Source organism: Bradyrhizobium sp. HKCCYLRH3099 (assembly GCF_051167855.1).
Taxonomy (GTDB): domain Bacteria; phylum Pseudomonadota; class Alphaproteobacteria; order Rhizobiales; family Xanthobacteraceae; genus Bradyrhizobium.
On sequence record NZ_JBNPTW010000028.1, the window covers coordinates 25,851 to 49,756 of the forward strand.

The 23,906-nt window shown below is 66.2% G+C and carries 23 protein-coding genes; 11 read left to right on the forward strand and 12 right to left on the reverse strand.

Annotation, left to right across the window (positions count from 1 at the left end; all coding sequences use genetic code 11):
• Positions 1 to 17: 17 nt before the first annotated feature.
• Positions 18 to 353: a hypothetical protein gene (locus ACQR1Y_RS33340; protein ID WP_434859197.1), complete on the reverse strand. Its 336-nt coding sequence runs from the start codon at positions 351 to 353 to the stop codon at positions 18 to 20.
• Positions 354 to 665: 312 nt separating this feature from the next.
• On the opposite strand from ACQR1Y_RS33340, the gene ACQR1Y_RS33345 reads away from it, so the two are divergent.
• Complete coding sequence (locus ACQR1Y_RS33345) at positions 666 to 860, forward strand: hypothetical protein (RefSeq protein ID WP_434879847.1); 195 nt, start codon at positions 666 to 668, stop codon at positions 858 to 860.
• 431 nt (positions 861 to 1,291) lie between these two features.
• Here the strand turns inward: ACQR1Y_RS33345 and ACQR1Y_RS33350 are convergent, their stop codons facing one another.
• The 3 genes from ACQR1Y_RS33350 to ACQR1Y_RS33360 form a co-directional block, all read right to left on the reverse strand.
• Positions 1,292 to 2,575, reverse strand: coding sequence for an O-acetylhomoserine aminocarboxypropyltransferase (locus ACQR1Y_RS33350; protein WP_434879848.1), 1,284 nt, complete (start codon positions 2,573 to 2,575; stop codon positions 1,292 to 1,294).
• Between the two features lie 228 nt (positions 2,576 to 2,803).
• Positions 2,804 to 3,388 (reverse strand): CoA-binding protein, encoded by a 585-nt coding sequence (locus ACQR1Y_RS33355; protein ID WP_009027888.1) that lies wholly within the window; start codon positions 3,386 to 3,388, stop codon positions 2,804 to 2,806.
• A 119-nt stretch (positions 3,389 to 3,507) separates the two neighbouring features.
• Positions 3,508 to 4,329, reverse strand: coding sequence for an enoyl-CoA hydratase (locus ACQR1Y_RS33360; RefSeq protein ID WP_434879849.1), 822 nt, complete (start codon positions 4,327 to 4,329; stop codon positions 3,508 to 3,510).
• Between the two features lie 97 nt (positions 4,330 to 4,426).
• Between ACQR1Y_RS33360 and ACQR1Y_RS33365 the strand changes: the two genes are divergently transcribed.
• The 3 genes from ACQR1Y_RS33365 to rpsI all read left to right on the forward strand — a co-directional run bounded on the left by ACQR1Y_RS33365 (position 4,427) and on the right by rpsI (position 5,962).
• A complete protein-coding gene (locus ACQR1Y_RS33365) occupies positions 4,427 to 4,855 on the forward strand; it encodes a PaaI family thioesterase (RefSeq protein WP_006611045.1) in 429 nt (142 codons plus the stop codon).
• Positions 4,856 to 5,013: 158 nt separating this feature from the next.
• Positions 5,014 to 5,478, forward strand: coding sequence for a 50S ribosomal protein L13 (rplM, locus tag ACQR1Y_RS33370; RefSeq protein ID WP_008966110.1), 465 nt, complete (start codon positions 5,014 to 5,016; stop codon positions 5,476 to 5,478).
• Between the two features lies 1 nt (position 5,479).
• Positions 5,480 to 5,962, forward strand: a complete 483-nt coding sequence (gene rpsI, locus ACQR1Y_RS33375; RefSeq protein ID WP_006611043.1) for a 30S ribosomal protein S9 — start codon at positions 5,480 to 5,482, stop codon at positions 5,960 to 5,962.
• 97 nt (positions 5,963 to 6,059) lie between these two features.
• Here rpsI and ACQR1Y_RS33380 read toward each other — a convergent pair whose 3' ends face one another.
• Positions 6,060 to 8,141 (reverse strand): LamG-like jellyroll fold domain-containing protein, encoded by a 2,082-nt coding sequence (locus ACQR1Y_RS33380; protein WP_434879850.1) that lies wholly within the window; start codon positions 8,139 to 8,141, stop codon positions 6,060 to 6,062.
• A gap of 388 nt (positions 8,142 to 8,529) precedes the next feature.
• On the opposite strand from ACQR1Y_RS33380, the gene ACQR1Y_RS33385 reads away from it, so the two are divergent.
• From ACQR1Y_RS33385 to ACQR1Y_RS33400, 4 genes are all read left to right on the forward strand, one after another.
• Positions 8,530 to 9,759: a diguanylate cyclase gene (locus ACQR1Y_RS33385; RefSeq protein ID WP_434859190.1), complete on the forward strand. Its 1,230-nt coding sequence runs from the start codon at positions 8,530 to 8,532 to the stop codon at positions 9,757 to 9,759.
• 70 nt (positions 9,760 to 9,829) lie between these two features.
• Complete coding sequence (locus ACQR1Y_RS33390; protein ID WP_434879851.1) at positions 9,830 to 10,132, forward strand: antibiotic biosynthesis monooxygenase family protein; 303 nt, start codon at positions 9,830 to 9,832, stop codon at positions 10,130 to 10,132.
• A gap of 18 nt (positions 10,133 to 10,150) precedes the next feature.
• On the forward strand, positions 10,151 to 10,699 hold the full coding sequence (locus ACQR1Y_RS33395; RefSeq protein ID WP_434859189.1) for an HD domain-containing protein: 549 nt from the start codon (positions 10,151 to 10,153) through the stop codon (positions 10,697 to 10,699).
• A 123-nt stretch (positions 10,700 to 10,822) separates the two neighbouring features.
• Positions 10,823 to 11,992 (forward strand): M20 aminoacylase family protein, encoded by a 1,170-nt coding sequence (locus ACQR1Y_RS33400; RefSeq protein WP_434879852.1) that lies wholly within the window; start codon positions 10,823 to 10,825, stop codon positions 11,990 to 11,992.
• A 12-nt stretch (positions 11,993 to 12,004) separates the two neighbouring features.
• On the opposite strand, the gene ACQR1Y_RS33405 is transcribed toward ACQR1Y_RS33400, so the two are convergent.
• Positions 12,005 to 13,153: an AI-2E family transporter gene (locus ACQR1Y_RS33405; RefSeq protein ID WP_434879853.1), complete on the reverse strand. Its 1,149-nt coding sequence runs from the start codon at positions 13,151 to 13,153 to the stop codon at positions 12,005 to 12,007.
• Between the two features lie 272 nt (positions 13,154 to 13,425).
• Between ACQR1Y_RS33405 and ACQR1Y_RS33410 the strand changes: the two genes are divergently transcribed.
• Both ACQR1Y_RS33410 and ACQR1Y_RS33415 read left to right on the forward strand, forming a co-directional pair.
• Positions 13,426 to 14,196 (forward strand): gamma-glutamyl-gamma-aminobutyrate hydrolase family protein, encoded by a 771-nt coding sequence (locus tag ACQR1Y_RS33410; RefSeq protein ID WP_434859186.1) that lies wholly within the window; start codon positions 13,426 to 13,428, stop codon positions 14,194 to 14,196.
• A 79-nt stretch (positions 14,197 to 14,275) separates the two neighbouring features.
• Entirely contained in the window at positions 14,276 to 14,884 is a 609-nt protein-coding gene (locus ACQR1Y_RS33415) for a hypothetical protein (protein WP_434879854.1), read from the forward strand.
• Positions 14,885 to 14,939: 55 nt separating this feature from the next.
• On the opposite strand, the gene ACQR1Y_RS33420 is transcribed toward ACQR1Y_RS33415, so the two are convergent.
• The 5 genes from ACQR1Y_RS33420 to ACQR1Y_RS33440 form a co-directional block, all read right to left on the reverse strand.
• The gene (locus ACQR1Y_RS33420) at positions 14,940 to 15,848 is read right to left on the reverse strand and encodes an amidohydrolase family protein (RefSeq protein ID WP_434879855.1); all 909 of its coding nucleotides are present in this window, start codon (positions 15,846 to 15,848) and stop codon (positions 14,940 to 14,942) included.
• Positions 15,841 to 17,127, reverse strand: coding sequence for an MFS transporter (locus ACQR1Y_RS33425; RefSeq protein ID WP_434859183.1), 1,287 nt, complete (start codon positions 17,125 to 17,127; stop codon positions 15,841 to 15,843). The genes ACQR1Y_RS33420 and ACQR1Y_RS33425 overlap by 8 nt, the downstream gene beginning before the upstream one ends.
• Positions 17,128 to 17,251: 124 nt before the next feature.
• Positions 17,252 to 18,154: a helix-turn-helix domain-containing protein gene (locus ACQR1Y_RS33430; RefSeq protein WP_434879856.1), complete on the reverse strand. Its 903-nt coding sequence runs from the start codon at positions 18,152 to 18,154 to the stop codon at positions 17,252 to 17,254.
• A gap of 414 nt (positions 18,155 to 18,568) precedes the next feature.
• Positions 18,569 to 19,978, reverse strand: a complete 1,410-nt coding sequence (gene glnA / locus ACQR1Y_RS33435; RefSeq protein ID WP_006611030.1) for a type I glutamate--ammonia ligase — start codon at positions 19,976 to 19,978, stop codon at positions 18,569 to 18,571.
• Between the two features lie 226 nt (positions 19,979 to 20,204).
• Positions 20,205 to 20,543 carry a P-II family nitrogen regulator gene (locus tag ACQR1Y_RS33440; RefSeq protein ID WP_009027873.1) on the reverse strand — a complete coding sequence of 113 codons (339 nt, stop codon included), beginning with the start codon at positions 20,541 to 20,543 and terminating at the stop codon, positions 20,205 to 20,207.
• Between the two features lie 578 nt (positions 20,544 to 21,121).
• Here ACQR1Y_RS33440 and ACQR1Y_RS33445 point away from each other — a divergent pair.
• Entirely contained in the window at positions 21,122 to 22,621 is a 1,500-nt protein-coding gene (locus tag ACQR1Y_RS33445; protein WP_434879857.1) for an NAD(P)H-hydrate dehydratase, read from the forward strand.
• 180 nt (positions 22,622 to 22,801) lie between these two features.
• Here the strand turns inward: ACQR1Y_RS33445 and ACQR1Y_RS33450 are convergent, their stop codons facing one another.
• On the reverse strand, positions 22,802 to 23,884 hold the full coding sequence (locus tag ACQR1Y_RS33450) for an enolase C-terminal domain-like protein (protein ID WP_434879858.1): 1,083 nt from the start codon (positions 23,882 to 23,884) through the stop codon (positions 22,802 to 22,804).
• Positions 23,885 to 23,906 lie beyond the last annotated feature (22 nt).

The window sequence follows — 23,906 nt, forward strand, 5'->3', positions numbered from 1 at the left end:
TTCCGCAGGGCGCGCGCTCAGCAATACCCCGTCACGCCGCACGCATAGGGCAATCGGAACATGTAGTTCGTATAGCCTTCGCCGCCGTAATACGGGCCCTGATAGTCATACGAGAAGGCGCGGCCGTAATAGCCGGGGAGCTCCTGGCGGCCGAGCAGCAGGGGCGTCGAGGGCAGCATCGGGGAGATCAGCGAGTCCTGGTCCTTGACCACGACCACCGGCGGCGGGGCCTTGGCGGCGCGGCGGGCCTTGTAGTGGACGACCTTGTCGTGGATGCCAGGCAGGTCGGCAGCGAGCACGACGCCATTCGCGGCGGTGGCTGCCAGCAGCATCATGATGACCAACATACGCATTCTGCTCTCCAGCCTTCTGACACATCAAGTCTCGCGCTGCCGCCGTGGCCGGCGCCCGCGACGTCGGGTGCCGCGCGATTCCATGGACGGTAGGATGGGGCTTTTATGGTTAACGAAAACTTTCCCGGCTCGAATCCGGGCTGCAATCGCCCGTAGAAGGACGGGCTTTTTCAGCTTCTGTTAACATCTGCTGGTGCAAGTTTACGGCCGCCGGCGATTTTGAAGGCTGGCGGAACGAAGGGCCGGAGGTCCGCGTTCGGGACAGAATCTCTGCTGCATTTCATCAGAGTCTCAGACCAGAAGGTTTCGAGCATGTCGGTGATCCCGTTTTGCGCGTCGGCGCGCCAACATTCGCAATCACGGACAGGCTCATTCCATACCGACCATGCTGCCATCGATGAGGACGGAGCCTGCCTGCGGGCGCTGGCGGTCAGCCGGCAGATCGCGGCGACGGCGCTGCCGCTCGCGGGGCAGATGCATGCGCGGATGCTGCACCAGATGTCATGAGGCGATGAGTTAACGAGGGCGCGGTTCGAGAAGCCGGCAACGGCCCGACCGTGGGACGAAGGAGAGCGCGGAAGCCCAGGGGGGCTGCCCGCGCTCTCCTTGTTTTTGGACGAAGCTCTCGCGCGTTAGCGCCAGTGTGGCCCGATGGTGGACGTTGCGGGAGCGGTGGCCTCATGGTTCGAGACGCGCCAAGAGGCGCTCCTCACCATGAGGGTCGAAAGCCGGGGCGGCACTGCACCCCCGACCATGAACACGCCGAGAGGCGTGTTCATTGAGAGGCCCCCGGTCGGAGGGCTGAGATTTGCAACGTCGCCGCAAACTCGGACCTCGTCCTGAGGAGCCCGCCGGAGGCGGGCGTCTCGAAGGACGGCCGCAAGCGCTGGTGACAGACGCTTGCGGCGCATACGTCAGTTCAACGCGTGGTTCGCTGCTTACGCGCTCAGCGCCTGCTCGAGGTCGGCGATGAGGTCTTCCTTGTCCTCGATGCCGACGGAGATGCGGACGATGTCGGGGCCGGCGCCGGCCTTGATCTTCGAGGCGTCGTCGAGCTGGCTGTGCGTCGTCGAGGCGGGGTGAATCACCAGCGAGCGGGTGTCGCCGACATTGGCGAGATGCGAGAACAGCTTCAAATTCGACACCAGCTTGACGCCGGCGTCATAGCCGCCCTTGAGCGAGAAAGTGAACACGGCGCCGGCGCCCTTCGGCGAATATTTGCGGGCGAGTGCGTGGTACTTGTCCTCGGGCAGGCCGGCATAGCTGACGAAGGCGACCGCCGGATGCTTGCTGAGATATTCGGCGACCGCCTTCGCATTGTCGCTGTGCTTCTGCACGCGCAGCGGCAAGGTCTCGATGCCGGTGAGGATCAGGAACGCGTTGAACGGCGACAGCGCCGGGCCCAAATCGCGCAGGCCGAGCACGCGGCAGGCGATCGCGAAGGCGAAATTGCCGAAGGTCTCGTGGATGCGGATGCCGTGATATTCGGGACGCGGCTGCGTCAGCATCGGATATTTGTCGCCGCTGCCGGCCCAGTCGAAAGTGCCGGCGTCGACGATGATGCCGCCGATCGAGTTGCCGTGGCCGCCGAGGAACTTGGTCAGCGAGTGCAGCACGATGTCGGCGCCGTGATCGATCGGGCGGATCAGATAGGGCGAGGCCAAGGTATTGTCGACGATCAGCGGCACGCCCGCCTCGCGCGCGACCTGCGCGATCGCCTCGATGTCGGTGATGGTGCCGCCGGGATTGGCGATCGACTCGATGAAGATCGCCTTGGTGCGCGGGCTCACCGCGGCTTCGAAGCTCGCGACGTCATCAGTGTCGGCCCACACCACGTTCCAGCCGAAGCTCTTGAACGAATGCGTGAACTGGTTGATCGAGCCGCCATAGAGCTTGCGCGCGGCGATGAACTCGTCGCCGGGCGACAGCAGCTGCTGCAGCGCCACGACCTGCGCGGCATGGCCCGAGGCGACGGCAAGCGCGGCGGTGCCGCCCTCGAGTGCGGCGACGCGCTCCTCGAGTACGGCATTGGTCGGGTTGCCGATGCGGGTGTAGATGTTGCCGAACGCCTGCAGGCCGAACAGCGAGGCGGCGTGGTCGGCGTCGTTGAAGACGAACGACGTGGTCTGATAGATCGGCGTCGCCCGCGCGCCGGTGGTCGGGTCGGGCTGGGCGCCGGCATGAATGGCGAGGGTGGCGAATCCGGGGGCACGTTCGGTCATGGTGTTTCCTCGTGGGCTTGGATCCCGCGCGCGGCGGCGCCGGCCGGCACGGGGATCAATGATGGGAGACGGTGTCGATAGCGCGTCGTCGTGCGCCTCCGCGTCATCCCGACGGAGGACATTTGCCAGCGGCCGGGATGCCGTCAAGGCGGCAGGCGAGGTCATTTCCGATTTGGAATGCGTTGCTGTGTCGCGCGGCGGTCGCGACACGTTCCTTTCGCAGATGCGTCAGGTCGGATCGCTTCTATCCTTCGCGGCACGGTCGGCCGCCGTCGTGGCGCCGCCGCCGACACTGGTGCGGTTCAGCGACAGCCGCATGCCTTGTGTGGGGATCGGCGCGCGCTTGGCGCTGATGGTGCGGGAGTTGACGCCCATCCAGGAGATCTCCGAGGACAGCCGGCCATATTCGATCTTGGGGCAGCGGTTCATGACCACCTTCATGCCGGCCGCCTCGGCCTTCTCGGCCGCGGCATCGTCGCGTGCGCCGAGCTGCATCCAGATCACCTTCGGCAGCGGTGACAGCTTCAGCGCCTCGTCGACGACGGGCATGATGTGCTGGGAGCTTCGGAAGATGTCGACCATGTCGAGCGGGCGGCCGATGTCGGCCAGCGAGGCGACGAACGGGCGGCCCATCAGGCTCTTGCCGACATGGCCTGGGTTCACCGGGATCATGTCGTAGCCGCGCTGCACCAGATATTTGAAGGCGAAGAAGCTCGGCCGGATCTCGGACGGCGAGGCGCCGACCATCGCGATCACCTTCACGCCGTTGAGGATGCCGCGAATGTAGTCGTCGGGGTAGGTGTCGTGATTCATGGGCGTGCGCTTCTGTGAGTTATCGTCATTGCGAGCGCAGCGAAGCAATCCAGGGGCTCGGGTGGGACTCTGGATTGCTTCGCTGCGCTCGCAATGACGGAGGAGAGAGCGGAGAGCGATCACTCATCCCGCCAGGTCGGTGTCCGCTTTTCGATGAAGGCGCCGATGCCTTCTTCCGCGTCGCGGGCGAGCATGTTTTCGGTCATCACCTCTGCCGCATAACGATAGGCGTCGGCAAGGTTCATTTCGGCCTGGCGGTAGAACGCCTCTTTGCCGAGCTTGATCGTATGCGCGGATTTGCGCGCGACTTGTTGTGCCAGCGCAATCGCGGTGTCGCGTTCCGTGCCGGGCGTCACCACGCGATTGATCAGCCCGATCTCGCGGGCGCGCGGAGCCGGAACCGGCTCGCCGGTCAGCAGCATCTCCATGGCCTGCTTGGCGCTGACGTTGCGCGACAGCGCCACCATCGGCGTCGAGCAGAACAGGCCGATATCGACGCCGGGCGTCGCGAAGGAGGCGCGCTCGGAGGCAACGGCGAGATCGCAGCTTGCGACCAGTTGGCAGCCGGCGGCGGTGGCGATGCCCTGCACAGAGGCAATGACGGGCTTCGGCAGCTGCACGATCGCCTGCATCATCGCGCTGCAGGCATTCATCAGCCCGGCGAAGAAGGCGCGGCCGCGATCGGCATCGGCCCTGCGGGCGGTGAGCTCCTTCAGGTCGTGGCCGGCACAGAAGGCCGGACCATTGGCGGCGATGACCACGGCGCGCACCGCCTTGTCGGCGGCGATCTCGGCGAGCGCCCGATGCAACTCGGCGATCAGCGCCTCCGACAGGCTGTTGCGCTGCGCCGGCCGGTTCAAGGTCAGCACGGCGACGGAGCCGGCCATCTCGCGCAACAGGGTCGGCGCGTCGGCAGCATGGGCGAGGGCAGGGGCGGACATTCCGATTTCCCTTATGGGTTTCCCTTTGGCGTTTTCCGTATGGGCGCGTGTTGGCGGCTAATGTAACAGAAGGCAACGACACAAAGCAGGGGGAGACATGACGGCCAAGATGACCATTCCGGAGCTGGAGGCGTTCCTGCACGCGGAATTTCCCCAGGCTTTCCGGACCGGCGGAGACATCGCGATCGAAAGTGCCGACGGCAAGAGCTGCGTCCTGCGGCAGCGCTTCAACGAGCGCATGCTGCGTCCCGGCGGAACCGTGTCCGGGCCGACGCTGATGGCGCTGGCCGATTTCGCGATGTACGTCGTGCTGCTGTCGGCGATCGGCCCGGTCGGGCTCGCCGTGACCACGAATCTCAACATCAACTTCCTGCGCAAGGGCGCCGCCGGGGCCGACGTGCTGGCCGAGGCGCGGCTGCTCAAGCTCGGCAAGCGGCTGGCCGTGGGCGAAGTCACTCTGCTGTCAGGGGAATCCCCCGATCCCATCGCTCATGTCACGGCCACCTATTCCATTCCGAATGCGTGACGTTTTCGAGGGTATTATTGCACCATATTTGCAAGTGGCTGTTTTTCTTATAGGAATTTTGCTTCTGCGGCGTTGACGAATACGGAGCGCTTCTCTAGAAGCTGCGACCAGTTCGGCGCGTCATCCGCGCCGCATTCTCCCTGTCACGGATATCTCTCATGAAAACCTTTTCGGCAAAGCCGGCCGAGGTCCAGAAGAAGTGGGTCGTGATCGACGCCAAGGGTCTGGTCGTCGGTCGTCTCGCCACGCTGGTCGCCATGCGGCTGCGCGGCAAGCACCTCCCGATCTACACCCCGCACGTCGATTGCGGCGACAACGTCATCATCGTCAACGCCAAGCACGCCGTGTTCACCGGCCGCAAGCGTGAGCAGAAGACGTATTACAAGCACACCGGCTTCGTCGGTCACGTCAAGGAGCGCACCGCGCGCCAGATCCTCGAGGGCCGCTTCCCGGAGCGCGTGCTCGAGAAGGCCGTCGAGCGCATGATCCCGCGCGGCCCGCTCGGCCGCGTGCAGATGGGCAATCTGCGTGTCTATGGCGGACCTGATCATCCGCACGAGGCGCAGAACCCCGAGAAGATCGACATCGCGAAGTTGAACCGCAAGAACACGAGGGCCGCATAAGATGGCCGAAAGCATCCAGTCTCTCGATCAGCTGTCGCAGCTCAAGGGCGCCGTCACCGCTCCCGACGCTCCGAAGTATGAGAAGAAGGTCGACAAGTTCGGCCGCGCCTATGCCACCGGCAAGCGCAAGGACGCGGTCGCCCGCGTCTGGATCAAGCCGGGCTCCGGCAAGGTCACCGTCAACACCCGCGACATCGAAGTGTACTTCGCCCGTCCGGTGCTGCGCATGATGATCGAGCAGCCGATGGTCGTCGCCGCCCGCAAGGGCCAGTACGACGTGATCTGCACGGTCGCCGGCGGCGGCCTGTCCGGCCAGGCCGGTGCGGTCCGTCACGGCCTGTCCAAGGCGCTGACCAATTTCGAGCCGGAGCTGCGCAGCGTCCTCAAGAAGGGCGGCTTCCTGACCCGCGACTCGCGCGTCGTCGAGCGCAAGAAGTACGGCAAGGCCAAGGCCCGCCGCTCCTTCCAGTTCTCGAAGCGCTGATCTCCCAGGCGATCCGGCTTGTGCCGGATCAGCTGGTCTCCAATACGAACGGGCGCCCTCGCGGGCGCCCGTTTTGCTTTGTGCGACGCTTTTGAGATCAGGCGCTGGCGCGGCGCGCGGTCAGCCACTGGTTCGGCGCCAACGGCTTCGAGACGACACGCACCTCGCCGATGCTGCCGATGAAGCCGTCCGACGGCGCGCGATCCCACCAGCCGCAGCCGAGCGCCCAGGGCTGGGACGCCGCGACGCTGGCAAGGCCATTGCCGCCGATCACGCTGCGCACGACCGGCGCGCCCTCGATGTAGAGCACGGTCGAATTGTCTTTGGGATCGTTGACGATCGCGAGGTGATACCAGGTGTTGAGCATGATCTCGCCGGACCAGTCGGTCTGCGGCTGGCTGGTCGCGCTCGACGGCACGATCTCCCACTGCACCTCGCGCAGGTTCGATATCGCGAACAGGATCGGCGGCGATTCCGGATCGCCGCCGGCATAGTTCGGCAGCCAGCCGCGGTTGCCGAAGCGGGTCAGGATGTTGCACCAGGCGTGATCCGCGGCCTTCCAGTTCGGATCGATCTTGATGAAGGCCTCGACGGTGTAGCCCTTGGCAAAGGTCGCCGCGTTGATCGGCGCATTGGCCGCTGTCGTGAACCAGCTGAAGCGGCCGCCGCCCTGCTTGGTGGTGTTGAGGAACTGCACGCTGCCCGGCGCCGACGACAGGCGGTGCTTGTCGGCGGTGAAGACGACGTCGGCCGCTTGAGCGGCACCGGCGAGCGCGGCGCGTTGCATCGGATTGCCCGAGGTCAGGTCTGGCAGCGCGGTGCCGGCGGCGACGGCCTTGCCGATCGCTGACGACGCGATGCGCCAATGCGCCACGGTTTCGGCGATCAGCGGGTAGTCCTGCTCGTTCGCGGGCGGCACCACCGCTGGCTCGGGCTGTTCGGTGTAGTTGGCGTAGAGGTCCTGCTTGACGCGCGGCAGGATCGGCGTGCCGGCGAACGCCGGGAGATGGCAGAAGCGGGTGAAGCGCGAGAAGCGGCGCTGGAAGTCGATCTCGATGGTGAATTCGTGGTTGTCGTCGGACAGCCAGGCGCGATCGAACTGCTTGAGGCTGTTCTTCGGCTTTTGTACGACCCAGGGCGAGAACGAGGCGACGTCGATTCTGTTCTTCGTGAAGTCGAACTCGTACAGCCGCATCAGGCCGTTGCCGCCCTGATAGGCCATCTGATAGTCGACGACCATCTCATGCACGGGATTGTGGAAGTCGTTGAACTTCGTCAGATGCGCGCCGCCATGATAGTGGCCGTTGAGCGTCATGAAGATCTGGTCGTTGCGGCGGATCAGCCTGTCCCAGAGATACTGGCCGTACGGCACCTCGAGCGGGCTGACACCGTCATTGGCGATGTTGAGCAGCTGGTGATTGGCGAGGATCACCGGCAGCATCGGATAGCGCGCGATCATGCTGTTCGCCCAGGCGATGGCGTCATCGGAGGCGCGCCAGGATAGCGACAGCACCATGAAGCTGACGCCGCAGGCGTGGAAGACATGCGCCTCGTGCCAGCCGCTCGGATGCCGCTCCAGGAAGGTGCGCTGCTTGGCGGCGCGGCTGGCCGGGAACCAGGACAAATACGGCTCGGACGGGGCGCGCTGCGCGTCGGTCCCCGAGCCCTGGCTCGCCGCGGTCTCGAACTCAAGCGCCTGCAGCACGTCGTGATTGCCGGCGAGCACCGAGTAGGGGCGGCCGGCGTTCTCCAGCAGCTTCATCGCGGCGTCGGCGACCGCCCATTGCTGCGGATGCTTGACCTGGTCAACGACGTCGCCGAGATGGATCGTGAACGGGATGTGGTACTTCGCGGCATTGTCGACGATGAACTGCGTCTGCGCCGGGTAGGGCGTGCTGCCATATTGGCGCTGATAGGCCTGGCCTTCCTCCGACGTCGCATAGCGCGAATAGAACTGCGTATCCGGAAGCACGGCGAGCGCGAAGCTGGTGGTGACGTGATGATGGTGGTGATGCATGCGCCATTGCCAGTGCGCCTGCGCCTGGCCCGGCAGCATGCTGGCGCCGAGGCCGAGCGCCGACACGCCCATGGCGTTGCGCAGCAGCGTGCGGCGATCGACGCCACCAGCCGGATGATCTGCCGCGGATTTCTTGTCGTTTGTATCGTCGTCGAAAGACATTCTCGTCCCCTCGTGTGGCCGCTTTGCCCCTGTCGGGCCGTGTTAGGGAGAGATGATCTCAAATTTGAGAAAGTTTCTTATCGTTTCGATGAGCGTCCGCAATCGGGTGTGAAATGGTTCATATGTCTCGCTTTCATACTCAACTAACAATGACCGGCGGCTGATGGTGCGCAATCCCAGCGAGTGTCGTTTACGGGGGCCATCATCGGTTTTGAATCCTGTTTGCAGCATTTTTGCGCAGCAATTTGCCGGCGAGTTGCGTCGAGCTTTTCGAGAAAACTTGGCATCCCAGGCAAACCTCTTTCCAACAGACCACCCGGTAGCTTGATCGCACTAAGGCCGCGCTAACCCTGAGTTCCCCGCACGGCCGCAGCAACCGAGGTGACGCATGGCGCTCGACAGCATGACGCTCGACATCGTAGCGACAATGGTCGCGGCGCTGCTTGGCGCCATGTTGCTGTATTTCGGACGGCAGGAGAACACGCCGGCACTGCGCTGGTGGGGGGCGGCCTACATCCTCGGCGCGGTCGCGATCGCGCTGTGGACCCTGGTCGCCGACAGCTATGGCGAGGTGATCTCGCTGCTCCTGAGCTCGATCGGCCTGATCGCCACCGCGATGGTGTGGAATGCGGCGCGCGTATTCCATGGCAAGTCGCCGAGCGTCGCAGGCCTCGCGCTCGGCGCCACCGTCTGGATCGCCAGCGGCATGCTGCTCGATCCCGCCGCGCAGGCGCTGCGGCTGACCATCGGTGCGGCGATCGTCGTGATCTATGCGATGCTCACCGCGGCCGAACTCTGGCAGGAGCGGCGGCGCACGCTGCACAGGCGCTGGCCGGCGCTGATCGTGCCGGCGATGCACGGCTTCGTGCTGATGCTGCCGATCCTGCTAGGCAACATGCTGCGCGATGCGGATGGCGCCTTCGCCGCCGCCTGGGTCACGATCTTCTCCATCGAACTCGTACTCTATGCGGTCGGCACCGTGTTCGTGATCTTCATGCTGGTGTCCGAGCGCATCGTGTCTGCGCACAAGCGCGCGGCGACGACGGATCCGCTCACCGGCCTGCTCAACCGCCGCGGCTTTGCGGATGCCTGCGCGCAACTGATCGAGCGCGAGGCGCGCGCCGAGCGGCCGGTCAGCGTGCTGATCTTCGACATCGATCATTTCAAGTCGATCAACGACCGCTTCGGCCATGCCGAGGGCGACGAGGTTCTCAAGGTGTTCGCCGACGTCGTCGTCGACAAGCTGCGGCTGACGGATATCTCGGGACGGATCGGCGGCGAGGAATTCGCCGCGCTGCTGCCGTGCTCGATCGAGGAGGCAATGGTCGCGGCCGAGCGCGTGCGCCAGGCGTTCGCGGCCTCGGGCGTGGTGTGCGAGGAAAAGCCGGTCGACACCACCGTCAGCATCGGCGTCGCCGGCGGCCCAGCCGGCACCGAGCTCGACGTGCTGCTCGCCGCCGCCGATACCGCGCTCTACAAGGCGAAGCGCTCCGGGCGCAATCGTGTCGAAGCCTCCGCCGAGCTGCCGCTGTCCTTGGAGCGCTACCGTCGCCAGCGCGCGGCCGCCGCGACGGCCACGCCTGCGCCGCAAGCCGGGCAGGCGGCCATCTCCAGCTGACGCACGGCTTTCTCTCTCCCCTGGTCTGGGCTAGACAAACGGTCCAACAACCAGGGGAGGCCGCCGGATCATGATCACCGAAATCGCCCAGATCGACATCAAGCCCGGATCGGAAAAGGATTTCGAGGCCGCCGTCGCCAAGGCGCGCGCCGCCTTCGGCCGTTCCAAGGGCTTTCACGGTTTCGAGCTGCACAAGTCGATCGAGAAGCCGCAGCGCTACCGGCTGATGGTGAAGTGGGAGACGCTCGAGAACCACACCGTTGATTTCCGCGGCTCGGAGAACTTCACCGAATGGCGGGGCCTGGTCGGGCAGTATTTCGCGAGCCCCCCGGATGTCGAGCACACCGAGACGGTGCTGAATTCGGCGGGCTGAGCAGCGCGAGCCGCGATCATGACGCATGACGAGCTGGTTGCGGCCTACACCGCCCCGGGACGGCACTACCACGATCTCGGTCATATCGAGGACTGCCTTGCCCGGCTCGATCGCGTCGCCGATCTCAGTGTCGGCGACCGCGAGATCCTGACCCAGGCGATCTGGTGGCACGACGTCGTCTATGATCCCACGCGGTCCGACAATGAGGAACAGAGCGCCGTTCTCGCCGAGCAGCATGTCGCGCCTGACATGCGAGACGAGGTCGGCCGCCTGATCCGCCTGACACGAACCCATGATGTTCCCGCAGGCGACCGCCGCGGTGCGCTGCTGGTCTCGATCGACCTCGCGGTTCTCGGCGCCGACGAGGCGACCTACGACGCTTATGCGCGCGCGATCCGGCGCGAATATGCCCATGTGCCGGACGACGCCTATCGCGCCGGCCGCGCGGCCGTGCTGGAGCGGTTCGCGAGCCGGCCCGTGATCTATCCCGATCCCGCCTTCGCCGCGGCGCTGGACGGAAAGGCGCGGGCCAACCTCGCGCGCGAGCTGAGGCAATTGCTGACTTAGCCGGGATGCAGCCCGCGCAGTGATTGCATGTGCTGATAGCGCTTGCGTTTTGCTGCCGTGCGACATGCAATGAGACGACATACGCGCCGTCCTGGCGCGCGCCTCATTTTCCGGAACTCACTCATGCCGATCATCAATCGCGCCGCCGAGCTGGCGCAGGACGCCACGGTCTGGCGCCGTGATTTTCACCAGCATCCCGAGTTGCAGTACGAGGTGCATCGCACGGCCGCGCGCGTCGCCGAGCTGCTGACCTCGTTCGGCGTCGACGAGGTCGTGACCGGCATCGGTCGCACCGGCGTCGTCGGCGTCATCCGCGGGCGGGAGCCGTCGTCGCGTGTGATCGGCCTGCGCGCCGACATGGACGCGCTGCCGCTGCAGGAAACCCGGGACGTCCCGCACAAATCCACCATCCCCGGCCGGATGCACGCCTGCGGCCATGACGGCCACACCGCGATGCTGCTCGGCGCCGCGCGCTACCTCGCCGAGACCCGCAACTTCGCGGGCACGGCCGTCGTCATCTTCCAGCCGGCCGAGGAGGGCGGGGCCGGCGGCCGCGCCATGGTCGAGGACGGGCTGATGGAGCGCTTCGGCATCGAGGAGGTCTACGGCCTGCACAACGCGCCGGGAATGCCGCTCGGGCACGTCTCGACGCGCGTGGGCGCCGTGATGGCGGCGGCCGACACCTTCGAGGTGCGCCTGAAGGGACTCGGCGGGCACGCCGCGCGGCCGAACAAATGCGTCGATCCGATCATCGCCGGCGCGCAGATCGTCACGGCCTTGCAGTCGATCGTGGCGCGCAATGTCGATCCGGTCGAGAGCGCGGTGCTGTCGATCACGCGCTTCCATGCGGGCACCTCGGCCGACAACATCATCCCGCAGACCGCTGTCATCGGCGGCACCGTGCGCACGCTCGACGAGGAGGTGCGCCGCCTGATGGACGAGCGCTTCAAGAGCGTCGTGACGGGGCTCGCCAACGGAATGGGCGTCGAGGTCGAGATCGACTACGAATGGGGTTATCCGGTCGTGATCAACCATGCCGAGCAGACCGCGTTCGCCGCCGACGTCGCGCGCAGCGTCGTCGGGCCGGACCAGGTCAAGACCGACATGCCGCCTCGGCTCGGCGGTGAGGATTTCGCCTATATGCTGCAGGCGCGGCCCGGCGCATTCGTCTTCATGGGCATCGGCGATGGCGCCGGCGTGCATCACCCGGAATACGACTTCAACGACGACGTGATCCCGCATGGGATCAGCTATTGGGCCAAGCTCGTCGAAACGGCGATGCCGGCCGGCTGACCGGCGCGTTCCTCAGATCGCGGCCGCGGCGTCCTCGGTACGGCGGTCGCTCTTGAAATAGTCGATCATGACCTTGGCGATCGCCATGAGCGGCAGCGCCAGGGTGAGGCCCCAGACGCCGAACACGATGCCGAGCAGGATCTGGAATGCGAACAGCGTGGCCGGCGGAATGTCCAGCGCCTGGCGCTGGATCAGCGGCGTCAACACATAGCTCTCCATGGCGTGCACGCCGAGGAACAGCACGAAGGCGGAGACCGCCGCGACCCATCCGGAGGCGAGGCTCGCCAGCACCACGATGACGCCGGCGATGATCGCGCCGACCGTCGGGATGAAGGCCAGGAGCCCGGCCTGGATGCCGAGGATGAACGAGCTCTGCACGCCGATGATCGCGAGTCCGATCCAGGTGACCACGAACACCGCGAACATCGTGGTGATCTGCGCGATCAGCCAGCGCTCGAGCGTATAGCTGATGCGGTCGATGATCACCGTGGCCTGGTCGCGATACTTGGCCGGCGCCAGGAACAGCAGGCCGCTGCGGTAGACCGACGGCTGTGCCGCAAAGGCCAGCCCCAGGAACAGCACGATGAAGAAGTTGCCGACGGCGCTGACGGTGCCGAGCAGCAGTTTGAAGGTCTGGCTGACGATGGCGCCGCCGGAGGAGGCCAGCGCGCTCGGCGAGGGCAGGCCCCCCGGCAGGCCGTGCGACGTCGATTGCGTCGGGGTCGTCGTCCCGCCATCCGGCGCCGCCGTGGCCGTGTTGGTGCCGTTGAACTCGAAGAAGCTGGTGTCGATGCCGTTACGGTCGAGGAAGCCCTTGATGTTGCCAAGCTGCGACTTGATCGTGTCGCTGAGCACCTTGGCCTGGTCCGCGATGGTGGTGCCGCCGAGGAAGACGATGCCGACGAGCAGGGCCGCCAGCGCCACGCAGACGATCGCGAGCCGCAACGGGTGCGGCCAGGGCAGCACGCGGCCGAGCAGGGTGGTCATGGCATTGAGGGCGACGCCCAGCAGCATGCCGGAAAACAGCAGGAACAGCGCCGCAGCGTAGTACCAGCTGAAGGCCAGCGTCGCGGTGAACAGAATCACCCCGATGCCGCCCACGGCAATGGCCCAGGCCAGGTCGGTTCGGTCCTGGAGGCGCGGGTCGGCGGGGGCGGTCATGCGGCGTCCTCTGTGCTGATCGGCCCCCACACATTGGCGAAAACGGCTGGCGGATCAAGCAAAGGCTTGCGTGACCGTTCATCGGCTGGAAGCCATGCGGGGTTGCCCGGAATTGGCATTGGGGACCCGCGCGGTCATATGTTGATCCGGCTTTGCGACGCGGGCATGATTTGAAGAGGCACGATTTGTGCCTCCAGGCCGGGACCATATCGGGCTGAGACCATCTCGGGCTGAGACAAAGGCCTGGGCGCACAGGGAGAGAAACGAGGGCAATGAAACGTCCCGTGGTCGGCGTGATCGGCAACAGTCATCGCGTCGAGAACAGGTTCAACGTGCAGATGGTGGGCGAGCGCAATCTGAGCGCCGTGGCCGAGGTCGCGGGCGCGCTGCCGCTGATGTTTGCCGGTGTCCCGGAGATCACCGACATCGCGGCGCTGCTCGACGTGGTCGACGGCGTGGTGCTGACCGGCGCCCGCGCCAATGTGCATCCGACCCGCTTCAACACCGAACCGAGCCTCAAGCACGAGCCCTACGACGTCCATCGCGACGAGGTCGCGCTGCAACTGACCGAGGCGTGCGTCGCCCGGGGCATTCCGCTGTTCGGCATCTGCCGCGGCCTCCAGGAGATGAACGTCGCCTTCGGTGGCTCGCTGCATCCGGAGATCCGCGAGATCCCCGGCCGCATGAACCACCGCATGCCCCGGCTTGAGAATGGTGAGATCCATCCCGATCCGACCGTCATCTTCGCCGATCGCCACGAGGTGCGGCTGACGCCTGGGGGCGCCTTCGCCGGCATTCTCGGCTGCGACAGCATCAAGGTGAACTCGCTGCACGGCCAGGGCATCCTCGAGCCCGGCGACCGCGTCGTCATCGAGGGCATCGCCGAGGACGGCACCATCGAGGCCATCCGCATCGCCGATGCCCCGAGCTTTGCGCTCGGCGTGCAGTGGCACGCTGAATATGATCCGCAGAAGAACCCGATCAACCGCAAGCTGTTCGAGGCGTTCGGGGAGGCGGTGCGGAAGCGGCGTCTCGCGGCCTGAGGTCGGGCATGAACCCGCGTTGGGTTGGGGCAGACCAAGGTTTGATTGGCTCCATGATGTCTCCTGACAAGGTTCCTGGATGCGCCACGTTCTGATCACAGCCGCTTTGGTGAGTGCTTCTCCCGTCCTTGCCCAGACCGCCCCGCCAAGCGAAGGGCCGATCACCTGCACGCAGCCCGTGGCTTCGACCGACACGGCGAAGAGCATTCAGCAGCGTTATGGCAGCGACGCGGTGGTGCAGGATCTGCCCGGCGCCGAGGGCGAGACCTATAAGGGCCTGGTCCTGTTTCCGCGCGCGGCGGACCGGCGCATCGAGATCTCGTTCATCGAGGACAAGAAGGCGACGGTCTCAGGCCTGACGCTGCGCGACACCGCCAAGACCAGCCGCTGGAGCGTGGCCGGCATCAGCATCGGTGCGAGCCTCGCGGCGGTGCAGAGCGCCAATGGCAAGCCGTTTGCCGTGGCGGGCTTCGGCTGGGACTATGGCGGTTACGTCACCGACTTCAAGAACGGCGCGCTCGGGCGCACGCTGCCTGGCGGCTGCTCGATCACGATCCGCTTCGGGACCAGCAAGGACACGCCGCGCGCGCTTTCAGGGGATGGCGTGAAAGTAGCGTCCGACAATCCAGCGCTGCTGAAGCTCGCGCCGGTGGTGACGGAGATCGGCGTGAATTTCGCTGCGAGGTGATCGCCGACGTCGCCGCCAGCGCGAGACCGGCGCGATCGTTGCCACGGCTCATCGATCACTCACGGCCTGCGCCCGGCGGAAAGCCGTAAAGGCGGTGGGCATTATCAGCGAGGACTCGGTTGCGGGCGGCGGAATCGGGTACCCAATCCGCCAGCAGGTCGAGCAGGTCGCCGACGTTCATCATGTGGCCGCGATGCGCCACGTGCGGCCAGTCGGAGCCCCAGACGCAGCGGTCGGGCGCCGCCTCGTGCAGGCGGCGGACGAAGGGCACCGTATCGGCATAGGGCGGTCCTTCGACCGTGTTGCGGTAGGCGCCGGACAGCTTCACCCAGGCGCCATCCCGCACCAAGGAGACCAGCGTCTGAAAGCCGGGGTCCGCGAGTCCCCGCGACACCGGGAAGTGGCCCCAGTGATCGATGACGATCGGCACGGAAAGGCCGTCCAGCCGCGGCGCCAACGCCGGCAGATCGGCGGCGTCGATCAGGAATTGGAGATGCCAGCCGAGCTCACGGGCAAGTGCGGCGTAGGCGTGCAACTGATCGAAGCCGATGCCGCCGCCGTACAGCACGTTGAGGCGCAGCCCGACGACGCCGGCCTGCTGCAGCGCCGCCAGCTCTCGGTCCGGAAGGCCGAGCGGGATCACCGCGATGCCACGCAGCCGCTTGCTGTTGGCGCGTAACGTCTCGACCATCAGGCTGTTGTCGGTGCCGTGGACGCTGACCTGGACCAGTACGCCATAAGTCATGCCGGTGGCATCCAGCATCGCCAGATAGGATGCTGCGGTGGCCTCGGGCGGCGTGTAGCTGCGCTCGGCCACGAAAGGATGCCGCGGCGGCAGCCCGATGACATGGGCGTGGGTATCGACCGCGCCCGGCGGCACCACGAACCGGGTGGCCGTGCGCGGCTTCGGATCTGGTCCCGCGCAGGCGGGAGCCTTTTCTGGTTCAGACGCAGGCTCACGCATCGGCGTGCAGCACCTTGCCGCGCGTCTCCGGCAGCGCATAGGCGGCGACGAAGAACAGCGCATAGGCGAAGAGGGCGAACAGGCAGATGGCGGTGGCGAGCGAGGTCATCTGCGACAGATAGCCGACCAGGAACGGAAACAGCGCGCCGATGCCGCGGCCGAAATTGTAGCAGAAGCCCTGGCCGGAGCCGCGCAAGCGGGTGGGGTAGAGCTCGGTCAGGAAGGCGCCCATGCCGGAGAAATAGCCCGACGCGAAGAAGCCGAGCGGAAATCCGAGCACCCACAGCAGCTCGTTCGACAACGGCAACTGGGTGTAGGCGGCGACGACGACCATGGCGCCGAGCGAGAACACCAGGAACAAATTGCGTCGGCCGAAGCGGTCCGCATACCAGGCGCCGACGAGATAGCCGACGAACGAGCCGATGATGAGGGCTGCGAGATAGCCGGTCGAGCTCACGATCGAGAGCTTGCGCTCGGTGGTGAGAAAGCGCGGCACCCAGAAGGTGATCGCGTAGTAGCCGCCCTGGCAGCCGGTCGCCACCAGCGAGGCGAGGATGGTGGTCTTCAAGATCGGCCCCTGGAAGATCTCCAGGATCGACGGGCGGTCGCCCGCGGCGGCGACCTTGGCGCGGGCGGCGGCGGCGACCTCCGGCTCCTTGACGTAGGCGCGCAGATACAGCACCAGCAGCGCCGGCAAGGCTCCGATCGCGAACATCCAGCGCCAGGCCTGATCGGCCGGCAGCAGCGAGAACAAGGCGGCTTGCGCCAGCACCGCGGCGCCCCAGCCGACCGCCCAGCCGGACTGGACGCTGCCGACGGCGCGGCCGCGATATTCGGCGCGGATGGTCTCGCCCATCAGCACCGCGCCGGCCGCCCATTCACCGCCGAAGCCGAGCCCGAGCAGGGCGCGGAGCACCAGCAATTGTTCGAAGTTCTGCGCAAAAGCGCACAACAGCGAGAACAGCGAAAACCAGATGATGGTGAGCTGCAGCGTGCGAACGCGGCCGATGCGGTCGGCGAGATAGCCCGCCGCCCAGCCGCCGAAGGCCGAGGCGAGCAGCGTCACCGTTCCGGCGAGGCCCGCGGTGCCGGCGTCGACCTTCCACAGTGCGATGATCGTGCCGATCACCAGCGGGTAGATCATGAAGTCCATGCCGTCGAGCGCCCAGCCGGTGGCGCAGGCCCAGAAGGTGCGCCGCTCGGCCGTGGTCATGCCATTGTAGAAGCCGGTGAGGCTCGTATCCTCGATCGGCACCACCCGGTCTGTAGCTGTCGACATCCTCGCCTCCCATGCGCCGCTCTTGTTGAACGGTTGATCGGCGACAGAGTTCGCTGAAAGATCCAACGGCGTCTGTCAGAAAATCGCCGGGATCGGCGCTGCCGCGCCTTGCTTTGTCAGGAAATCACCGGCCGCCGCGCTGCAGGCGGCGATAGCGCGCGGGACTCTCGCCGGTCACCGTCCGAAAGGCGGTGCCGAAATGCGATTGTGAGGAGAAGCCGAGCGACAATGCGATGTCCACGATCGGCAGGTCGGAGGTGGCGAGCAGCCGGCGCGCGGCGAGCACGCGCTGCTCGACGACGAAGCGATGCGGCGTCGTTCCGGTCGCCTGCTTGAAGCTGCGGATGAAGGAGGATGGGCTCATTCCGGCGACCTCGGCCATCGCAGCCAGCGTGACCGGCGCGCCGGGATCGGCGCACACGAATTCGGTGATGCGCGCCCGCATCCGCTCGTCCAGGGTCGGCGTTCGCTCCGATCCGGACGGACGCTGCATTGCGTAGCGGTCCGAGACGTGCAGCGCGAGCGTGTAGGCGAACTGCTCGGCGAGCAGCCGGCTTGGCCGTTCGCCGTCACCGCAGCTCTCGACCAGCCGCTTCGCCGCGGCTTCGAGCATTGGATCTTCGGTGTCCCAGGCCTGGTGCATCAGGGTGACGGGCGCTGCAGAGCCGCGAGACGCCGCGACCTCCTTCAGGAGGGCATCGCCGAGATACAGCAACAGCAGCCGGCCCGAGCGAACCTCGGGCACGGCATCGACCACCACGCTGCACCCGGGCTGGCCGATCCGGAAGCGCCCCGCGCTGACCGGCGCATCGCGCCGGACCGTGCCATCCTCGATCAGGACGTGGCGGCGGACGTCGTACAGCGTGATCGCAACCGTCGGCACCGGCAGCTCGCCATACTCGTAGAGATGCGGCCCGGTGACCTCGCTGACCGCCGCGGCAAAGCCCGCCGTCGACCAGAGGTCGATCAGCGCCGACTGCCGTCGTCCGGTGACGCGCTCGGCATGGCGAAGCGGATTGAGCTGCATGGGGGCAGGTTGCGTCTGACTGAATTGAGTGACGCATTTTTTAGCACCGTTCCGCAGGGCTGGCCACCGCAGGACCAGCGTTCGCTACCGCAGCAATCGGTCTGGCGCTACGATGAGAGGATCGCCGCTGCATTTGGGCCTCATGGTTCGAGACGGCGCGCGGTTCTTTGTTTGTCGTTCCCAGGTGCTGACGGGCGCGCGCCTCCTCACCATGAGGATGAAGCGTTGACGTGGCGCTGCATCGCTGACCATGAACATGACGAGATCCATCCCCTCATCCTGAGGAGCTTGGCGCAGCCAAGCGTCTCGAAGGACGAGGCCCGTGGCCGTTCCCACCAAACAACGCTCACTACCAAACAAAAGGGCGCCCCGTGAGGGACGCCCTGGTGTCGTCTCCGCCGATCGTTCGGGCTGTTAGCCCGAGTAGTACATGTCGAACTCGACCGGGTGCGGGGTCATTTCGAAGCGCTCGACTTCGGTCATCTTCAGCGCGATGTAGCTGTCGATGAAGTCGTCGTCGAACACGCCGCCGGCTTTCAGGAAGGCGCGGTCCTTGTCGAGGTTCTCGAGCGCCTCGCGGAGCGAACCGCAGACGGTCGGGATCTGCTTCAGTTCTTCCTTCGGCAGGTCGTAGAGGTCCTTGTCCATCGCCGGGCCCGGATCCAGCTTGTTCTTCACGCCGTCGAGGCCGGCCATCAGCATCGCGGCGAAGCCGAGATACGGATTGGCGAGCGGATCGGGGAAGCGGACCTCGACGCGCTTGGCCTTCGGCGAGGAGGTGTAGGGGATGCGGCACGAGGCCGAGCGGTTGCGCGCGGAGTAGGCGAGCAGCACCGGCGCCTCATAGCCCGGGACCAGACGCTTGTAGGAGTTGGTCGACGGGTTGGTGAAGGCGTTGATGGCCTTGGCGTGCTTGATGATGCCGGCGATGTAGGACAGGCAGGTCTCCGACAGGTCGGAGTACTTGTTGCCCGCGAACACCGGCTTGCCGTCCTTCCAGATCGACTGGTGGACGTGCATGCCCGAGCCGTTGTCGCCATAGACCGGCTTCGGCATGAAGGTGGCGGTCTTGCCGTAGATGTGCGCGACCTGGTGGATGCAGTACTTGTAGATCTGCATCTGGTCGGCCATCAGCGTCAGCGTGTCGAACTTCATGCCGAGCTCGTGCTGGGCGGAAGCGACCTCGTGGTGGTGCTTCTCGACCTTGACGCCCATGCGGGCCATCGCGCCGAGCATCTCCGAGCGCATGTCCTGCACCGAATCCTGCGGCGGCACCGGGAAGTAGCCGGCCTTGGTGCGGATGCGGTGGCCGAGATTGCCGCCCTCATACTCGGTGTCGGAGTTGGTCGGCAGCTCCGAGGAGTCCAGGCGGAAGCCGGTGTTGTAGGGCGAGGAGCTGTAGCGCACGTCGTCGAACACGAAGAACTCGGCTTCGGGGCCGACGAACACGGTGTCGCCCACGCCCATCGACTTCACCATGGCCTCGGCCTTCTTGGCGATGCCGCGGGGGTCGCGGTTGTACGGCTCGCCGGTGGTCGGCTCGAGCACGTCGCAGGTGATGATCATGGTGGTTTCGGCGAAGAACGGATCGATCGTCGCGGTCACCGGGTCGGGCATCAGGCACATGTCGGACTCGTTGATCGCCTTCCAGCCGGCGATCGAGGAGCCGTCGAACATGGTGCCTTCGGCGAAAATGTCTTCGTCGATCATGCTGACGTCGAAGGTGACGTGCTGCCACTTGCCCCGCGGATCGGTGAAGCGGAGGTCGACGTATTTGACGTCATTGTCTTTGATTGCCTTCAAGACGTCCTTGGCGGTCTTCATGAATACCCCTCTTGGCTGAAACGTCACGGCCCGGCGCGGGACGGCGTCCGCGGGTCATGCTCCATTAGCCTCGCCGGGGGGCCAAGACAATATCGGAAAACGCCAAAAAGGCCGCATGCAGATGCCTCTTAGAGGACATCTGAGCTGCCGTGGCCGCTGCTGCGCAGCGTCTATTCCTCAACGGGCGCCTGGAGCGAAACCGTCGTTCCAGGCCGCCCGCGCCGGGCTAGATCGCGTCCAGCCCCGATTCTCCGGTCCTGATGCGGATGGCTTCCTCGATGTTGGACACGAAAATCTTGCCGTCGCCGATGCGACCGGTCTGCGCCGCGCGGCGGATCGCCTCGATCGCGCGCTCGACCAGGTCGTCGCCGATCACGATCTCGATCTTCACCTTGGGCAGAAAGTCGACAATGTATTCGGCACCGCGATACAGCTCGGCATGGCCCTTCTGGCGGCCGAAGCCCTTGGCCTCGGTGACGGTAATGCCCTGAAGCCCGACTTCCTGAAGCGCCTCCTTCACCTCGTCCAGCTTGAACGGCTTGATGATGGCTTCGATTTTCTTCACTGAGCGCCTCCCGGGCATTCCGCTATAAAACACAGTTGGGTCATCGTCAGGCTGCGCGCCCCGCGCAGGTCGTTCGATCATTCCTCGACCGGCCCTGACGCTCTCCAGCGGAGGCCAGTGATTGACAGCCCGTCTTGCCCCGTGCCGAAGTGGCTCCACAAAAGCAGGGTCTATGCCAAGTCGTTCACGCGCCTGAATCGCGCTGATATTCCGGACTTTCGTGCGAGCCCGACGATTCCCCTTCAGAAAGTGTAGAATATCGAAGCCTGCGAATTAGGCAAACAGGGCATAACTTGTGCAATTGAGGACCTCCCGGCGATGCGATGGCTGAAATGCCCAGGGAACAGGCGGTGTTGCCCGTTTTGCGTGACCTGTCGGCTCCATCGCGCCCTTGGAAGTTGCCGACAGGCGCGGCAATAGAGGAACGGGATTCGACGGCGGCCAAGGCCGAGGGGCGGATGCGCCAAGCGGCGTGCGAGGCAGCCTTGGGAGCAGCCTTGGACGCGGACCTGGGACGTGACACAGCCGCGCGATGCCGCGGCTGGGGACAGATGCCGCGGCTGGGGACATGAGTAACGATGGACATTCTGACCACGAGTGAAATGGAGCGGGCCGACCGGCTGACGATCGCGGCGGGCACGCCGGGATTTTCGCTGATGCTGAGTGCCGGCCAGGCGGTCGCCGCGGCGGCGATGGACCTGGTCGAGGCCGGTCCGATCGTCGTCGTGTGCGGGCCGGGCAACAATGGCGGCGACGGTTTCGTGGCCGCGGCCGAGCTCGCGGCGCAGGGGCGCGAGGTCTCGGTGATCCTGATGTGCGAGCGCGATGCGCTGCATGGGGACGCGGCCTCCGCGGCCAAGGGCTGGAAATTCCCGGTGCTGCCGTTCACGCCGCAGGCGATCGGCAAGCCGGCGCTGATCATCGATGCGCTGTTCGGCGCCGGGCTGAGCCGGCCGATCACGGGCGAGCCACATGACGTGATCGCGGCGATCAACGCCAATGGCGCGCCGGTGCTCGCGGTCGATCTGCCGAGCGGCATCAACGGCACCACCGGCGCGGTGATGGGCATCGCGGTCCGCGCGACGGAGACCGTGACCTTCTTCCGCAAGAAGCCGGCGCATCTGCTGCTGCCTGGCCGGCAGCATTGCGGACGGGTTCGGCTCGCCGATATCGGCATCGATGCCCAGGTGCTCGACGAGATCCGGCCGCAGGCGTTCGAGAACGATCCGGAGCTGTGGCACGGCCGCTTTCCCGTGCCTCGCATCGACGGCCACAAATATGCGCGCGGCCATGTGCTCGCGGTGTCCGGCGACGTCACCGCGACCGGCGCCTCGCGCATGGCGGCGCGCGCCGCGCTGCGCGCCGGCGCGGGACTGGTGACGCTGGCCTCGCCCCGGGACGCGCTCGCGGTGAATGCCGCGGCGTTGACCGCGGTGATGGTGCGGGCTGCCGACACCGCCATCGAATTCGGCGAACTGCTCGGCGACAAGCGCTACAACACCTGCGTCATCGGTCCCGGCACCGGCGTCAGCGAGCGGACGCGCGACCTGGTGTTCACGGCGCTCGCGGCGCAGCGCCATCTGGTGCTGGATGCGGACGCGCTGACGAGCTTTGCCGATGCGCCGTCGCGGCTGTTCGAGCAGATCAAGACCGCGCCGGAAGCGCAGATCGTGCTGACGCCGCATGAGGGCGAATTCCCGCGGTTGTTCTCCGACCTCAGCAACAAATATCCCGGCAGGTCCAAGCTCGAGCGCGTGCGCGACGCGGCCGCGCGCTGCGGCGCCGTGGTGCTGCTCAAGGGGGCCGACACCACCGTCGCCGCACCGGACGGGCGCGCCGCGATCGCCGCCAATGCGCCGCCCTGGCTGGCCACCGCCGGCGCCGGCGACGTGCTCGCCGGCATCATCGCGGGCCTGCTGGCTCAGGGCGTGCCGGCGTTCGAGGCGGCCAGCATCGGCGTGTGGATGCATGGCGAGGCCGGCAGCGAAGCGGGGCCGGGGCTGATCGCGGAGGACCTGACGGAGACGCTGCCGGCGGTGTTTCGAAGGCTCTATGATCGATTCGGGATTGAGTACTGAGGACAGCGAGCCGTCACGCCAGCAACAACTGTCATGCCCGCGCAGGCGGGCATCCAGTGCGCCGCGGCCTGTCGATTAAATCAAAGACGTCTCGGCCTACTGGCTCGCCCGGTCAAGCCGGGCGATGACGGTTGTGGGTGTAGTCACGTCCGCGCGTCTCGCGCGCATTCTAGTGCTTGCTCACGTTACCTGATACTTCGCCACCGCGTTCTCGTTCCAGGCGAGGCCGAGGCCCGGACCCTTTGCTGTCACCTTGCCATCGACCACGCGCAACGGCTCGGCGAGAATGGCGCCGGCGAGATCAAGCACCTCGAGGAAGTGCGCGGTCGGTGTCACCGCCAGCACATGCGCGCTCGCCTCGGGCAGGATATGGCTCGACATCGGGATCGAGGCGGCGTCGGCTTGTCCTGCGACATTGAGCCAGCCGGTGATGCCGCCGACCTTCATCAGATCGGGCATGATGAAGTCGCTCGCGCCGGCCGCGATCGCTTCGGCGAAGCCGCGCGGAAACCACCAGTTCTCGCCGGCCTGGATCGGGATCTCCGAGCGCTCGCGCACCGCGGCGTGGCCCGAGAGATTCTCCTGCGGCACCGGCTCCTCGATCCAGGTCAGGTCGTAATCCGCAAGCCGCGCGATTCTGCGCGTGGCTTCCGCGGGATCGAGCGACTGGTTGAAGTCGAGCATCAGCGCGATGTCCGGGCCGAGCAGGGCGCGCAGGCCCTTGATCATGGCCTCGTCGGTGGCGAGGTCGCCATGGCCGCCCTTGGTCTTGATGGCACGGAAGCCGTGCTCGTCGCGCGCGGTGCGCAGGGTGCGCTCGTCGTCTTTGGCGTCGAGCACGCCGTAGCTGTCATAGGCCGGGATCGGACGCGGCGCGCCGCCGAGCAGGGCGGCGACAGGCTTGTTCGCGATCTGGCCGAGTGCGTCCCAGAACGCCATGTCGAGACCCGAAACGGCCATGCCGATCAGGCCCTGCCAGCCGAGCAGGCGGAATTTGGCGTCCATCGCCTTCATGAGGTCGAACGGCACCAGCGGCTTGCCGGCGAGCTCCCGGCCGATCTCCTCGACCATCAGCACCAGCGGCTTCAGCGCGAGTCTGGTGTAGGCGAACAGGTAAGAGTGCCCCGTAACCCCCTGATCGGTCGTGACGTCGATCAGCACCAGCGGACCGGTGTCGATGACGCCAAAGGCGTTGCGCAGCGGGCGCTTCATCGGGGTCACGACGGGGCGCGCGGTCACGCCGGTGATGGCGGCTGTGGTCATGGGAGTTCTCCCTGGTTCGTTT